General features: G+C 71.0%; 16 protein-coding genes. 9 read left to right on the top strand and 7 right to left on the bottom strand.

Annotated elements, in window-relative coordinates; genetic code table 11:
• Window positions 1-11 precede the first annotated feature (11 nt).
• Window positions 12-425: a winged helix-turn-helix transcriptional regulator gene (locus tag AC07FN_RS17625; RefSeq protein WP_452617731.1), complete on the bottom strand. Its 414-nt coding sequence runs from the start codon at window positions 423-425 to the stop codon at window positions 12-14.
• Window positions 426-564: 139 nt separating this feature from the next.
• Here AC07FN_RS17625 and AC07FN_RS17630 point away from each other — a divergent pair, with 139 nt between their 5' ends.
• Window positions 565-1,221 carry a maleylpyruvate isomerase N-terminal domain-containing protein gene (locus tag AC07FN_RS17630; protein ID WP_478396567.1) on the top strand — a complete coding sequence of 219 codons (657 nt, stop codon included), beginning with the start codon at window positions 565-567 and terminating at the stop codon, window positions 1,219-1,221.
• 167 nt (window positions 1,222-1,388) lie between these two features.
• Here AC07FN_RS17630 and AC07FN_RS17635 read toward each other — a convergent pair whose 3' ends face one another.
• Window positions 1,389-1,646 carry a helix-turn-helix domain-containing protein gene (locus AC07FN_RS17635; protein WP_478396568.1) on the bottom strand — a complete coding sequence of 86 codons (258 nt, stop codon included), beginning with the start codon at window positions 1,644-1,646 and terminating at the stop codon, window positions 1,389-1,391.
• 67 nt (window positions 1,647-1,713) lie between these two features.
• Entirely contained in the window at window positions 1,714-2,601 is an 888-nt protein-coding gene (locus tag AC07FN_RS17640) for a TrmH family RNA methyltransferase (protein ID WP_478396569.1), read from the bottom strand.
• Between the two features lie 303 nt (window positions 2,602-2,904).
• On the opposite strand from AC07FN_RS17640, the gene AC07FN_RS17645 reads away from it, so the two are divergent.
• A complete protein-coding gene (locus AC07FN_RS17645; protein WP_478396570.1) occupies window positions 2,905-5,202 on the top strand; it encodes an ATP-binding protein in 2,298 nt (765 codons plus the stop codon).
• 103 nt (window positions 5,203-5,305) lie between these two features.
• On the opposite strand, the gene AC07FN_RS17650 is transcribed toward AC07FN_RS17645, so the two are convergent.
• Complete coding sequence (locus AC07FN_RS17650; RefSeq protein ID WP_478396571.1) at window positions 5,306-5,809, bottom strand: ester cyclase; 504 nt, start codon at window positions 5,807-5,809, stop codon at window positions 5,306-5,308.
• A 212-nt stretch (window positions 5,810-6,021) separates the two neighbouring features.
• Here AC07FN_RS17650 and AC07FN_RS17655 point away from each other — a divergent pair, with 212 nt between their 5' ends.
• Window positions 6,022-6,261 carry a hypothetical protein gene (locus AC07FN_RS17655; protein WP_478396572.1) on the top strand — a complete coding sequence of 80 codons (240 nt, stop codon included), beginning with the start codon at window positions 6,022-6,024 and terminating at the stop codon, window positions 6,259-6,261.
• On the top strand, window positions 6,258-6,461 hold the full coding sequence (locus tag AC07FN_RS17660; protein ID WP_452617722.1) for a hypothetical protein: 204 nt from the start codon (window positions 6,258-6,260) through the stop codon (window positions 6,459-6,461). Before AC07FN_RS17655 ends, AC07FN_RS17660 begins: the two co-directional genes overlap by 4 nt.
• A 239-nt stretch (window positions 6,462-6,700) precedes the next feature.
• Here AC07FN_RS17660 and cynR read toward each other — a convergent pair whose 3' ends face one another.
• Window positions 6,701-7,588 (bottom strand): transcriptional regulator CynR, encoded by an 888-nt coding sequence (cynR, locus tag AC07FN_RS17665; protein ID WP_478396573.1) that lies wholly within the window; start codon window positions 7,586-7,588, stop codon window positions 6,701-6,703.
• A 117-nt stretch (window positions 7,589-7,705) separates the two neighbouring features.
• On the opposite strand from cynR, the gene AC07FN_RS17670 reads away from it, so the two are divergent.
• The 4 genes from AC07FN_RS17670 (at window position 7,706) to AC07FN_RS17685 (ending at window position 9,943) form a co-directional block, all read left to right on the top strand.
• A complete protein-coding gene (locus AC07FN_RS17670; RefSeq protein WP_452617719.1) occupies window positions 7,706-8,302 on the top strand; it encodes a carbonic anhydrase in 597 nt (198 codons plus the stop codon).
• A 28-nt stretch (window positions 8,303-8,330) separates the two neighbouring features.
• Window positions 8,331-8,912, top strand: coding sequence for a cyanase (cynS, locus tag AC07FN_RS17675; RefSeq protein ID WP_478396574.1), 582 nt, complete (start codon window positions 8,331-8,333; stop codon window positions 8,910-8,912).
• 39 nt (window positions 8,913-8,951) lie between these two features.
• On the top strand, window positions 8,952-9,449 hold the full coding sequence (locus AC07FN_RS17680; protein WP_478396575.1) for a nucleoside deaminase: 498 nt from the start codon (window positions 8,952-8,954) through the stop codon (window positions 9,447-9,449).
• A gap of 230 nt (window positions 9,450-9,679) precedes the next feature.
• Complete coding sequence (locus tag AC07FN_RS17685) at window positions 9,680-9,943, top strand: mycothiol transferase (protein WP_478396576.1); 264 nt, start codon at window positions 9,680-9,682, stop codon at window positions 9,941-9,943.
• A gap of 48 nt (window positions 9,944-9,991) precedes the next feature.
• On the opposite strand, the gene AC07FN_RS17690 is transcribed toward AC07FN_RS17685, so the two are convergent.
• Window positions 9,992-10,384 carry a DUF5997 family protein gene (locus AC07FN_RS17690; RefSeq protein ID WP_478396577.1) on the bottom strand — a complete coding sequence of 131 codons (393 nt, stop codon included), beginning with the start codon at window positions 10,382-10,384 and terminating at the stop codon, window positions 9,992-9,994.
• Between the two features lie 60 nt (window positions 10,385-10,444).
• On the opposite strand from AC07FN_RS17690, the gene AC07FN_RS17695 reads away from it, so the two are divergent.
• Window positions 10,445-11,200, top strand: a complete 756-nt coding sequence (locus tag AC07FN_RS17695; RefSeq protein WP_478396578.1) for a LysR family transcriptional regulator substrate-binding protein — start codon at window positions 10,445-10,447, stop codon at window positions 11,198-11,200.
• A gap of 435 nt (window positions 11,201-11,635) precedes the next feature.
• On the opposite strand, the gene AC07FN_RS17700 is transcribed toward AC07FN_RS17695, so the two are convergent.
• A complete protein-coding gene (locus AC07FN_RS17700; protein ID WP_478396579.1) occupies window positions 11,636-13,105 on the bottom strand; it encodes an FAD-dependent oxidoreductase in 1,470 nt (489 codons plus the stop codon).
• Window positions 13,106-13,108 lie beyond the last annotated feature (3 nt).

Consider the following 13,108-nt stretch of genomic DNA (forward strand, 5'->3'; position numbering starts at 1 on the left):
GGCGCTCCCCGTTACCGGATGTCGTGGTCCGGATGGGTCTGGTCGTACTGCTGCCGTGCCTCCGCGATGACGGCGCGATGGGTGAGGGACCAGTCGGCGAGCGCTTTGACCAGGTGGGTCAGGCTGGTCCCGGTCTCGGTCAGGCGGTAGTCGACCTGGGCCGGGACGGTCGGGTACACGGTGCGCAGGATGAGTCCGTCGCGTTCCAGCCTGCGCACGGTGAGCGTGAGCATGCGCTGGGAGATGCCGTCGATCGCGCGTTGCACCTCGCGGAAGCGGCGCGGCCCGCCGGCGAGTTCGACGATCACGAGCACCGACCACTTGTCCCCGATGCGGTCCAGGACATCGCGGATCCCGCAGTCCGGATGATCCGCGCGTCCGCAGGGATCCAGACCGGTGGTTACCCCGGTGTGCGTCAGTGACATCGAACTGCCTCCTTGTGGCCGGTGCGCGAGCTGATCAGGATCAAGCGTAGTTACCGAAGAGAACCACGACGGGAAGACCATGACTGACTTGATCTTGGTGACCGGAGCGAGCCGCTTCCGCTCTCGGTACGGTCCTGCCATGTCCCGATCAGCCGAGACCGGCCGCATCCCGTCCCCTGTCACCGCTGACGACCTCGACCTCGCCGTGCGACTTGCCGTGGCGAGTCTTCGCGGCGCGCCCCAAGCGGCGTGGGATCGCAAGGCGGGTTCCCTGGAGTGGGACTGCTGGGAGACCGTTGAGCACCTCAGCGACGACCTCTTCGCGTACGCGGTCCAACTGGGCCCCAGGACACCGCCTTTGGACGGCGAGGTGCCCTTCGCCTGGGAGAGCCGGCGGCCCGGTGGCCCCGCGAACGCCGTCCACGCGAATCGGGCTGCGGGGCCTGCCGGGCTGTTGCAGGTGCTTGAGGCAAGCGGCGCACTGCTGGTCGCCATGGTGCGCACCACGCCGCCGCAGACCCGCGCCTACCACGTCTACGGCGTCTCGGACGCCGAGGGCTTCGCCGCGATGGGGATCGTGGAAACCTTGGTGCACACCCACGATCTGGCCGAGGGCCTCGGGGTTGCCTGGACCTCGCCTGCCGATCTGTGCTCGCGGGTGCTCGCCCGGCTGTTCCCCAACGCCCCGAAGACCACGGATCCCTGGCCGACCCTGCTGTGGGCCACCGGACGCGCCGAATTGCCAGGGCACCCTCGTCTTTCCACCTGGCGCTGGGACGGGACACCTCGGGCGTAGACCGAGACTGCGCGGCGAAGGGCACGTAGCCGCCCGACGCGCAGATGCCCAGCACGCCGATGCGCCCGGCGTCGACGTCGTCGCGGACGGTCAGGTGCGACATGGCATTGCGGAAGTCGTCGGCGCGCTGGAAAGGGTCCTCCAAGCCGCGCGGTTCGCCTTCGCTCTCATCCGGTGGGCGGAGTCGAAGGCCAGCGCGATGAAGCCGGCTGGACCTTCTGCGCGTTGCGTCGCCGCGGACGGGAGGTGTCCTTGCCGGCGAGCTCGAACATGTACTCGCGCCCGTCGTCGTCGAGGTGCAGCACCCGGGCGATGGTATCCAGCACCGGCGCGGAGGACTGCATCCGACCCTGCTCCACGCGCGTGTAGTAGTCGGTGCTGATGGTGGCGAGCAGCGCGACCTCCTCGCGGCGCAAGCCCTTCACGCGCCGGGAACCGCCGGACCTGTGAGGGGGACAGATCCGTCCCTGGCTGCGCGGCGGGTCCGCGCGATCAGCCGGCGGCGGGGAAGCCGCGCTGCCGAGCGGCCTCGTACAGCACCACGGTCCCCGCCGAGGCCGCGTTGAGCGAGCTCGCGGCGCCTCCGATGGGAACCCGGACGATCTCGTCGCACAGGTCGCGCCAGGTCGCGCTCATCCCGGAGGTCTCGTTGCCGATCACCAGCAGGACGGGCCGGGTGAAGTCGAATTCGGTGATCTCGGCGGTGCCGCGCTCGTCGGTGCCCACGACCGCGATCGGCACGCCGCGCCGCCGGTGCCCGTCGACCCAGTCGAGCACGTCCTGCGGCGACGGCACCCGGACCGCGGGGACCGAGAAGAGCGAGCCCGTGCTGGCGCGCACCGACTTCGGGTCGTAGACGTCCGCGGCGTGCCCGCTGACGATCAGGCCGCCGGCGCCGAAGGCGTCCGCGGAGCGAGCCAGGGTGCCGATGTTCCCGGGGCTGGTGGGCCGGTCGAAGACCAGGCCCAGGAAGTCCTGCCCGACCGGCAGCCGGTCGAGGTCGTCGGCGGGCAGGGCGGCGACGGCGATCAGCTCCGGCGCCTCGGACTCGCGTTCGCCGAGTTCCCAGAGCAGATCCGGGTGCACCTCCACGGCGGGCGCATCGCATTCGTCGATCAGCCGCCGGGCCCAGGTGGACAGCTTCCGGCCCGACGGGTACAGGAGGTTGCGCAGCGGCCAGCCCTGCTCGACCGCCAGCGTGATCGGCCGGACGCCGTGGATCAGGAACTCGCCGGAACGCTGCCGCTTCGTGCGGTTCGACAACAATGCTTGCCACTGCTGGAAAAGCGCGTTCCGGGTGCTGACCCGGAGTCCTCGGGAACGGCCACCCCCGCGCTGCTCCTGGCCCTTTCGTCCCCGGTTACGTCCTGCGTCCGACACCGGAGAAGGCTAACAGGCGGCGGCGCCCGCGAGCGCTCGGCGGTCCAATGTCGACCGACGCCCGAGAACGCCGGACCGACGGCTCCGGCCTGCCGCCCGCGTCCCCGCCCGCACGGTTCCGCGCGATCTTGCGGCGCGGGGCCCAGGTGCGCAGTTCGCATTCTGGGCCGCACCCGCCGTAGGCTGGCGGTGGAGAAGGCGGGCGCTGCGCGCCCGGTGCCGCTACTTCGTTGTGGGGCCGAAATGGCCAGTCGAACGTCGCGCAGGCTGGTGGGAAATCTCCCCGCCGAGCGAACGAGTTTCGTGGGTCGTCGGCAGGAGTGCGCCGATGTGCGAGAACTCCTGTCCCGCTCCCGGTTGGTGACGCTGACCGGCGTCGGTGGGGTCGGGAAGACCCGGCTGGTACTGCGGGTCGCCGCGCAGCTGGGCCGCGCCTACCGGGACGGCGTGTGGCTGGTCGAGCTGGCCGAGGTGCGCGACGACGACCTGGTGGTGCACACCATCGCTCAGACGCTCGGCATCCAGGACTGGTCGTCCCGGGGCGTGGACTCCGTGCTCGCCGAGTACGTCCGGGACAAGGACGTCCTGATCGTGCTGGACAACTGCGAGCAGGTGCTGGACGGGTGCGTCAAGGCCAGCGCCGTGCTGCTCGACGCCGCGCCCGGGCTGCGGATCCTGGCCACGAGCCGGCAGCCGCTGGACGTCTACGGCGAACACGTCCTCGTCGTGCCGACGTTGCCGGTGCCCGGCCCGGCGGAGGTCGACGGGGGCGCGGGCACGTCCAATTCGGTTCGGTTGTTCATCGACCGGGCTTCGGCCGCGGGCTTCCGGTGCCCCGGGGGCCGGGAGAGCACCATCGTCGAGTTGTGCCGGGCGCTCGACGGGATCCCGCTGGCGATCGAACTGGCGGCGGCCCGCACCCGGTTCCTGTCGCTGGACGAACTGCTGTTGCGGATCGGCGACCGCTTCCGGCTGCTCTCCAGCGGGAACCGCACGTCCCTGCCGCGGCACCAGACGCTGCAGGCGACCATGGACTGGAGCTACGAGCTGTGCTCGGCCGAGGAACGCATGCTGTGGGCGCGGTTGTCGGTCTTCGCCGGCGGCCTGGACCTGGCGGCCGCCGAGCACGTCTGCAGCGGCGACGGCCTCACCCCGGACCGCGTGCTGGACCTGATCGCGTCGCTGATCGACAAGTCGATCCTGATCCGCACCGCGAACCCGACCGGCGATCTTCCCGCCGGCACCCGCTACCAGCTGCTGTCGACCGTCCGCGAGTACGGCCAGAGCCTGCAGGACGAGGAGGAGCGGGCCCGGCTCCGCCTGCGGCACCGGGACTGGTACCTCGGCCTGGCCGAACGCGCCGCCCGCGAATGGTTCGGCCCGCGCCAGCTCGAATGGCGCGCCCGGATCACCACCGAGCACGACAACCTGCGGGCGGCCATGGAGTTCTGCGCGTCGAAGCCTGAGCACGTGCAGGCCGGGCTCCGCCTGGCCGGGGATCTGTGGTTCTACTGGACGGCCTGCGGGCTCATCGCAGAGGGACGGCAGTGGCTCGACCGCCTGCTGGCGCTGGATGCGAGTCCGACCGCGGCCCGGGGCACCGATCTGTGGGTCTGCAGCTGGCTGGCTTCGCACCAGGGCGACGTGGCCTGGGGCCGGTCCACGGCCGAACGGTGCATCGCGATCGCCGAGGAGCTCGGCGACCCCAGCCTGGCGTCGTTCGGCATGCACTTGCGCGGCGTCGCCGCGTTGGCCGAAGGCGAGCTGGAGCAGGCCCACGACCTGTGCATGCAGGCGTGGTCACGGCACCGCACGCGCGAGGAGATCACCAGCCCGATGGTCATGTCGCTGGTTCAGGCGGGCCTGGTGGCGTGCCTGCAGGGCGATGATGAGAACGCGATCGAGCACGCCGAGGAATGCCTGCGGATCACGTCGAAGGCCGGCGAGCTGTGGACCCGCTCGTGGTCGCTCGTCGTGCGCGGCCTCGCGCGCTGGATGCGGGGCGACGCGAAGGCCGCGATCGCGGATCTTCGCGAGGGCATCGGCATCAAATGCCGCTTCAACGACCTGTTCGGCCTCGGGGTGGCGGTGGAGGTCCTGGCGTGGTCGCACGTGTCGCTGGGCGAACACGACCAGGCCGCCAGGCTGTTCGGCGTCCTTGGGCGCATCTGGCCGCTGGTCGGGATCCCGCTGCTGGGTTCGCAGCAGCTGATCGACTACCGGAGCCGGGCCGAAGCCGAAGCGCGCGCGGAGCTGGGGGACAGCGTCTTCGACAAGCTCGCCGCGGAAACCGCCAAGCTACCGCTGGCGCAGAGCCTCCCGATGATGGTGCGGGGCCAGGCCCGGTCGGTTCCGGTGCAGAGCGCGGCCCCGCCGGCCGGGGACCGGCGGGGCGGGCCGCTGACCCGGCGCGAACTCCAGGTCGCCGAGGCCGTCGCCCGGGGTATGTCCAACAAGGAGATCGCGGCGAACCTGGTGATCAGCCAGCGCACCGCGGAGGCGCACGTCGAGCACATCCTGACCAAGCTCAACTTCGGCTCGCGCACCCAGATCGCGGCGTGGGTCGCGGCACAGCGCAAACACGAGGGGGCCACCTACTAGCGGGCAACCGCCCGGGGCGGGGCCACAGCCGCCACTGGTCGTGAGTGGTTATGGCCGTTCCAGCGGCCATAACCACTCACGACCACCGACCTGCCGAAGCGGATCAGCTCGGTGTCAGGCCGATGCCGATCGGCGCGTTCTCCTCGCCGCGCATCTGGCGCAGCACGGTCTCGTTGTCGAAGTAGATCCGCTCCGCGAGCAGCTTCGCGGCGTCGTCCGAGCGGAACAGGTAGAACGCCGCCAGCTCGAACGAGACCCGTTGGCCGGTCGGCGGGACGCCGCAGTACTCGCCCTGGTGCGTGCCGCTGACCGTCACCTCGCGCACGGACGATCCGGGCATGTCGTACTCGGCGTTCACGGTGACGCGGAAGTCCGGAACGGCGGTCTCCAAGATCTGGTAGAAGTCCTGGACGCCCTCGAACCCCGCGTACCGCGTGCTCAGCGGGACGACGTCGTAGTAGGCGTGCTCGTCCTGGGTGAAGGTGCCGTACACCCGCGACCAGTCGTGGGCGTTCTCCGCGTCGATGTGCTCGGCGATCGTGCGGCGCTGCAGTTCGATCCGTTGTCCGTCGCTGGTCGCCATGTCGGCCCCCGATTGCTCAGCCATGGCAGTACTTCCGCGTTCGAGCCTACCCGTCAGGTATCCGGAGCCCGTGCGCTTCCGCCGTGCGCGCTCACCGGCCGGGGAAGCGGTGACCCGTACAGAGGCGAAGGTCCCGGATTTAGGTAGTCACTACGTAGAACTCCCGTGTTCCCCCGGGGGCCTCGCGGGCCAAGCTGGGTTCCGTACCGAACAGATACCCCTCAGGAAAGAACACCATGCACACCCCCCGGTCCACCACCGAACACCCGGCAGTCCGCACGCTCGAGCTACGTACCCCGTCCCGCCAGCGGCCCCACGTCTACCGAAACCTGTTCATGGGCACCTGGATCTGCGATCAAGAAGGCACCCGAGCCAACCCCGGTCCGGAACACGCCCGCACCGTCTACCGCACGCACCTCGACGCGGTGCAGGCCGCCGTCTACATCGAATCCGCGCAGCAGCCGGTCGCCGCGTGAACGGCGAAGACGACGATTTCCCGGGCAACGAGATGATTTTGCACAAGTGCACCGAGGCGGAGCTCGACGACCGGGCCCGCCGCGCCGAGCACCACATGAACATCGCCCTCGAATCCCGCCGCTGGAACCTCGCCCAGCGCTACCGCGAAGAGATGCGCGCCGTGGCGGCGGAATCCGCCCGGCGAGACCGGCGGGGCTGAACGCGGTGACCTGGTGGTCCCGTCACTGGCAATTCCACCAGCGTGCCCGCCGTGTGCCCGGAGGCCATCATGGCCTGGCTGGACGCCGGACGTCCCGAGCCGAACGAGATCGCGGACCGGATCGACCGGGCGGTCGAGGGCGTGATCCGGGCGGCCGGAAGTCCCTGAATCCAGGGGAAAACCGACTGCGTCGCGACGCAGGTCTTAAGTAGACGATTTCTTGGTGGGCGTCGGTCCGGTTACGCCTGAGCCCAGCGGTGCGTCAGCTGGATCAGCGCCCGGGCGGCCGCGCTGAGGTAGGCGTTCTCGCGGCGCAGGACGCTGACGGTGCGGCTCGGGAGCCCGGGATCGAGCGGGATCGGGTGGAGGCGGGGGTGCTCCCGCGTGATGGCGTCCGGCAGCACGGTGGCCAGCGCGGTGCGCTGGATGATCTCGGTCAGCGCGGTGATCGTGTTGGTCTCGACCGCGATCGGCATCTGCGCCCGGTGCTGCGCGAAGTAGGCATCGATGTGGCCCCTGGTGGCGAAGTTCTGGCTGAGCAGGGCCAGCTGGTGCTGCGCCGCTTCGGCGATCGGCAGCGGCCGGGTCCGCCCGGCGTGCGGATGGCCGGGCCCCACGACGAGGCTGAGGGATTCGGCGAACAGCGCGGTGCTCTCGATGCCCGGCAGGTGCGCGCCTTCGAAGGCGATGCCGAGGTCGAGTTCGTCGGCGAGCAGGGCGGATTCGATCCGGTCCTGGGTCATCTCCCGGACGTCCAGGCGGATTCCCGGGTGCCGGTCGTGGAATTCGCCGGCGAGCGGCCCGATCAGGTAGGCCGTGAAGGTCGGCGTCATCGCCAGGCGCAGGTGGCCGCGGGTGAGGTCCTGGACCTCCAGCACCGCGCGCCGGCCTGCGGCCAGGTCGCGCAGCGCCCGCCGGGCGTGGTCGGCGTAGGTCGCGCCCGCGTCGGTCAGCCGCACGGTGCGGCCGGTGCGGTCCAGCAGTTGCACGCCCAGCGACTTCTCCAGCTGCTTGATCTGCTGCGACAGCGTCGGCTGGGAGATGTGCAGGTCCTCGGCGGCGCGGGTGAAGTTCGCGTGCTCGGCGACCGCGAGCAGGTAGCGCAGATGGCGCAGCTCAAGGGGCATGCCACGACTATAGATGAGATCAATCGTGATCATGCGAAGTGCGACTTGGACACTATCGCCCCTGCTGGTGCACGGTTGAGTGGTCGGTCCACGCAGAAGTCCGGAAGGAGAGTGGGCATGCACCACCTCGCCGAGGGAATCCACCGCTTCCAGGAAGAGGTCTTCCCGGCCAAGGCGGACCTGTTCGCCGGCCTCGGCGCCGTCCATCGGCCGAGCACGCTGTTCATCGGCTGCTCGGACGCGCGAGTCGTCCCAGAGCTGATCACCCAGCAGGAGCCGGGCGAGCTGTTCGTCATCAGGACCGCGGGCAACCTGGTGCCCGCCTACGCCCCGGGTGCGGACGGCGTCACCGCGAGCATCGAGTACGCCGTCGCGGTCCTGGGCGTGTCGGACATCGTCGTGTGCGGTCACTCCGCCTGCGGCGCGATGACCGCCATCGCCGAGGGCCACGACCTGACCGGCATGCCCGCCATCGCCGACTGGTTGCGCCACGCGGACTCCGCTCCCGGCCGCACCGCGCCCGGCGATCGCGATGCCGTGGGCGCGCTGGTCCGCGACAACGTCGCCGCGCAACTGGCGAACCTCGCCACGCACCCGTCGGTGGCGCGGGCCCTCGCGAAGGGCACCGTGCGAATGCACGGCTGGATCTTCGACATCCCGACCGGCGCCGTCGACGAGCTCGACGCCGGCGACCTCCGCCCCCAGGTCGCCTGACCTCGGCTCGTGCGCGTTGTGGAGCGCCATGGCACTCCACAACGCGCACGAGGCAGAACGCAACCGCCCCGACACCGCGGGCGGACCCGCTCAAGCCCCGCCGCAGCGCGCGGCGGCCACCCGAGAGGAAGCAAGTCCCATGCCGCACGCCCAGTTCGACCCCACCGCCCGCCAGTCCGTTGCCGCGGCCGCCGTGGAGGCCAAGACCCGCAAGAACCTGACCTGGCAGCAGATCGCCGAGGCCGCCGGCTTGTCGCCGGCCTTCGTCACCGCCGCGGTCCTCGGCCAGCACGCCCTGCCGGAGGCGTCGGCCAAGGCCGTCACCGAACTGCTGGGCCTCGACGACGACGCCGAGATGCTGCTGCAGACCATCCCGACCCGCGGCTCCATCGACGGCGCTGTCCCGACCGACCCGACCATCTACCGCTTCTACGAGATGCTCCAGGTCTACGGCACCACCCTGAAGGCCCTGGTCCACGAGCAGTTCGGCGACGGCATCATCAGCGCCATCAACTTCCGGCTGGACGTCAAGAAGGTCGCCGACCCCGAGGGTGGCGAGCGCGCCGTGATCACCCTCGACGGCAAGTACCTGCCGACCAAGCCCTTCTGAGGCGGAACCCGAACCAGCGCAACCGGAGGAAGGAATCCCGTGGACTTCGCACAACGCACCATCGACCTCGCCCGGCAGAACGTCGCCGAGGGCGGCCGCCCGTTCGCGACGGTGATCGTCAAGGACGGCCAGATCGTCGCGGAAAGCCCCAACAAGGTGGCCCAGACCGGCGACCCCACCGCCCACGCCGAGATCCTCGCCATCCGCGAGGCCTGCACGAAGCTCGGCACCGAGCACCTCACCGGCGCCACCGTCTACGTCCTGGCGCACCCGTGCCCGATGTGCCTGGGCTCGCTGTACTACTGCAGCCCCGACGAGGTGGTCTTCCTCACCGCCCGTGACGACTACGAGCCGCACTACGTGGACGACCGGAAGTACTTCGAGCTCGCCACCTTCTACGGCGAGTTCGCCAAGGACTGGGACGAGCGCCGCCTGCCGATGACCTACGACCCCCGCGACGCCGCCGTTGACGTCTACCGGGAATGGCAGGCGCGCAACGGCGGGGAGCGCCGCGTCGCCGGAGCCCCGACCGCGTGATCGCGTCGGCTCGGCCGGTCAGCCGGCGGATTCGCGTGTCGGTCGAGTGCGGTCTGGTGCGGCGAACTCCGGGAGGCGATCGCGATCCGCGCCGTTCGTCCTACGCCCGCCCACGCTCGGCTTTCCCGTTGCCGGCGAGCAGAAATGAGACGCACGTGGCGCAGCACGTTCCGGTTTGCGCAGACGCTCCGCAGCGTCGGATCCCGAAGCACGGGCTCGGGGAGAAGGAAATGCTCCAGGCCTGGCTGGAGTTCGGCCGCAACACCATCCTGGCCAAGGTGACCGGGCTCTCCGAGGACGGCGCCCGGTACAACCCGACGCGTTCGAACACCTCGCTGGCGGGCATCGTCAAGCACCTGACCACCGTGGAACAGCACTGGTTCCAGCTGACTACACGCTCAGCTGGGCGCTTTGCCACGTCGCCCTGGACACCGCCCGCCACGGGCCACGCGGACCTCCTGCGCGAGCAGTGGGACGGTGCCCGCGGCTGGTGAGACCGCGGCGGCGCCGCCCGACCCCGCCGGCGGCGCCGGTGGTCGGCGTCAGGGACGCCGTTGGCGGTGTTCGGCCGCCTTCTCCTTGATGCGCGCCGTCTCCTTGCGGACATCCGCCTGGGTGGCGCGCTCCTGCTGGAGCCACTCGGGGTTGTCCGACTTCAACTCCTCGATCTGCTCCGTGGTGAGCGCCTCGGTGACCCCGCCGCGCGCGAGGCCGCCGATGGAGACGCCCAGTTTCGCCGCGACGACCTGCCGCGGGTGGGGGCCGTTGCGGCGCAGCTCGCGCAGCCACTCCGGCGGGCTGGTCTGCAGGGCGTTCAACTCGTCGCGCGAGACGACACCCTCCTGGAACTCCGCGGGGGTGGCCTGGAGGTACACGTTCAGCTTCTTCGCCGCGGTCGCGGGCTTCATCGTCTGGGGGGTCTTCTGCGACGTCATGCCCTCAAGGGTATCGACCGGGTGCGCACTACCTGCGATGACGCCCGGTAGCCTGGCCACGTGACAGGCTCGGACGGACAACCCTCGTTCACGCTCGCTTACGTACCGGGGGTGACGCCCGGCAAGTGGGCGCGGACCTGGCACGAGCGGTCGCCCGAGGTCCCGCTGCACCTCGTGCAGGTGACCGCCGCCGAGGCCGCGGGCCTGGTGCGGGCCGGTGACGCCGACGCGGTCCTCCTCCGGTTGCCGACGGACCGGGAGGGCCTGCACGCGATCCCGCTCTACACCGAGACGACGGTGGTCGTGGTTCCGAAGGACCACGTCGTGACCACGGCCGAGGAGGTGTCCGTCGACGACCTCGCCGACGAGCTCGTGCTGCACCCGCTCGACGACACCCTCGACTGGGAGCGGCCGCCCGGCCGCCCGGCGATGGAGCGCCCGGCCACGACCGCGGACGCGATCCAGCTGGTAGCCGCCGGCGTGGGCCTGCTCGTCGTCCCGCAGTCGCTCGCCCGGCTGCACCACCGCCGGGACCTCACCTACCGGCCGATCGTCGACGTGCCGCAGTCGCGGGTCGCGCTGTCATGGTTGGAGGACGAGACCACCGACCGGATGGAGCAGTTCATCGGGATCGTCCGCGGGCGGACCGTCAACAGCACGCGCGGACGCCCGCCGGCTCCGGCGCAGGCGAAGAGCAAGCGTCCCGAGGGCGACGCCAAGAAGGCCGCCGCCCGCAAGCCGGCCGGTGGCGCCCGGCAGTCGCGTTCCGGCGCCCCCAAGGGCGGCAAGCGCGGGAAGCCCCGCCGCCGTTCGTAAGCGCCTGCTTGATCCGCAATTTCCATTGAAATCGAACCTTCGATTTCAATGGAAATTGCGGGGCTCCGAGGCGGTGGAGGTTCCGTCTACTGAGGACTCGACGGGCGGGTCTGGGTGACGCACCACAGCCTGCGGGGCAGTTCGCCCTCTTCGAATGCGTGCACCTCGTCGAGGCGTCGGTGGCGAGGTCGTCCACGAGGGCCCGGCCGAAGAAGTGCACCGCGAAACCGCCGTGCTCGTAGATGTCGTCGCCGTGCGAGATTCCGGCGCCCCAGTGCGCGTCGCCGGTGTGGCGGACGGACGATCCCAGATTCGAGGACATCGCTGCTTCGCCTTCTGCGACTACCGTTGCCCTCGGGTTCTACGAGTCCAGGGAGTTCGCCGGACCCGCGGCGGGGCGGGGCAAGCCCTGCCGCGGGCCCGGCGAGGCCGCCGTCAGCGCGATGCCGGGAGGCGGCCGGCGATGGCGTCGTCGAGCAGCGCGTCGACCGTTTCCCGGGCGCACGTCCGGTTGGCGCCGATGCCGCCGGTGGGGCCGCGCTTGATCCAGCCCACGACGTAGGTCCCCGGCCGTCCGTCCACCCGGCCGTCCGCGTGCGGGATGGTGCCGGTGCTCTCGTCGAAGGGCAGGCCGGGCAGTTCCGTGCCCCGGTAACCGATCGCCCGCACCACCTGGCCGGCGGTGACTTCCACTTCGCCGGCGTGGCCGGTGACGCGCAGCGCGCGCACCTGCGTGTCGCCGCTGATCTCCACCGGCGCGGAGTGGAAGCGGAGCACAATGCGGCGGCGCCCGTGCAGGGGCGGCGCGGACCAGTCGACGGCCTCGCGCGGGAGGCCCCGGAGCAGGTTCGCCTTGCCGCCGGCGGGTGCGGTCTCGATGGCCGCCTCGATCTGCGCGTCGTGGCCGTCCACGACGAGTTCGACGTCGTCGAGCTGGGTGAGCGCGAGCAGCTCCGGCGTCGTGTACGCGGCGGATTCGGGGCCGCGGCGGCCGAGGAGCACGACCTCGCGGACCTTGCTCGACCGGAGCTGCGCCAGCGCGGCGGGGGAGATGCTGGTGCTTTCCAAGGCCGCCGGATCCGCGGTCAGGATCCTGGCCACGTCGAGCGCGACGTTGCCGTTGCCCACCACGACCACCCGCTCCGCCGAGAGGTCGATCGCATCGGCCGGGACGTCCGGGTGCCCGTTGTACCAGCCCACGAGGGTGGTGGCGGCGACGCTGCCGGGCAGGTCCTCGCCGGGAATGCCGAGACGGCGCGCCGAGGAGGCGCCGACGGCGTAGATCACCGCGTCGTGCCGGGCGGCGAGCTCGTCGGCGGTGACGTCGCTGCCGACCTCGACGCCCAGGCGCAGCCGCAGCCGCGGGTGGGTGTGGAAGCGGCTGAAGGTCTCGCCGATCTTCTTCGTCGACGGGTGGTCGGGCGCGACGCCGTAGCGCACGAGCCCGCCCGTGACGGGCAGCCGGTCGATCAGCGTGACCCGGGAGTTGGTGCGCAGGAGCAGGTCCTCCACCGCGTACATGCCCGCGGGGCCGGTGCCCACGACCGCGACGTCCAGCGGCGCGAAGTCACTGGGGATGGCGCGGCCGAACACCGGAGGACCCCAGCGGTGGAAGTTCGGCGCCGGATCGGCCGTCTCCGCCGCGGGCTCCGCGCCCGCGTAGTAGGCGGCGTTGACCTCGGCGTACGCCTGCAGCGGCGCGGTCAGGTGCTCCACCGGGAAGATCGCCTCGACCGGGCAGGCATCGGCGCAGGCGCCGCAGTCGATGCAGGAGGCGGGGTCGATGTAGAGCATCTCGGTGGTGCCGAAGTCCGGCTCGTCCGGCGTCGGGTGGATGCAGTTGACCGGGCAGACCTTCACGCAGGTCGCGTCGTTGCAGCAGGTCTGGGTGATCGCGTACGCCATGGG

It is taken from the genome of Saccharopolyspora sp. NPDC045941, assembly GCF_056431445.1.

What these genes read in the sequence shown, in the direction of transcription:
- AC07FN_RS17625 (WP_452617731.1), bottom strand. Translation starts at nt 425, where the DNA reads ATGTCACTGACGCACACCGGGGTAACCACCGGTCTGGATCCCTGCGGA.
- AC07FN_RS17630 (WP_478396567.1), top strand. Translation starts at nt 565, where the DNA reads ATGTCCCGATCAGCCGAGACCGGCCGCATCCCGTCCCCTGTCACCGCT.
- AC07FN_RS17650 (WP_478396571.1), bottom strand. Translation starts at nt 5,809, where the DNA reads ATGGCTGAGCAATCGGGGGCCGACATGGCGACCAGCGACGGACAACGG.
- AC07FN_RS17655 (WP_478396572.1), top strand. Translation starts at nt 6,022, where the DNA reads ATGCACACCCCCCGGTCCACCACCGAACACCCGGCAGTCCGCACGCTC.
- cynR (WP_478396573.1), bottom strand. Translation starts at nt 7,588, where the DNA reads ATGCCCCTTGAGCTGCGCCATCTGCGCTACCTGCTCGCGGTCGCCGAG.
- AC07FN_RS17670 (WP_452617719.1), top strand. Translation starts at nt 7,706, where the DNA reads ATGCACCACCTCGCCGAGGGAATCCACCGCTTCCAGGAAGAGGTCTTC.
- cynS (WP_478396574.1), top strand. Translation starts at nt 8,331, where the DNA reads ATGGCACTCCACAACGCGCACGAGGCAGAACGCAACCGCCCCGACACC.
- AC07FN_RS17685 (WP_478396576.1), top strand. Translation starts at nt 9,680, where the DNA reads ATGCTCCAGGCCTGGCTGGAGTTCGGCCGCAACACCATCCTGGCCAAG.
- AC07FN_RS17690 (WP_478396577.1), bottom strand. Translation starts at nt 10,384, where the DNA reads ATGACGTCGCAGAAGACCCCCCAGACGATGAAGCCCGCGACCGCGGCG.
- AC07FN_RS17700 (WP_478396579.1), bottom strand. Translation starts at nt 13,105, where the DNA reads ATGGCGTACGCGATCACCCAGACCTGCTGCAACGACGCGACCTGCGTG.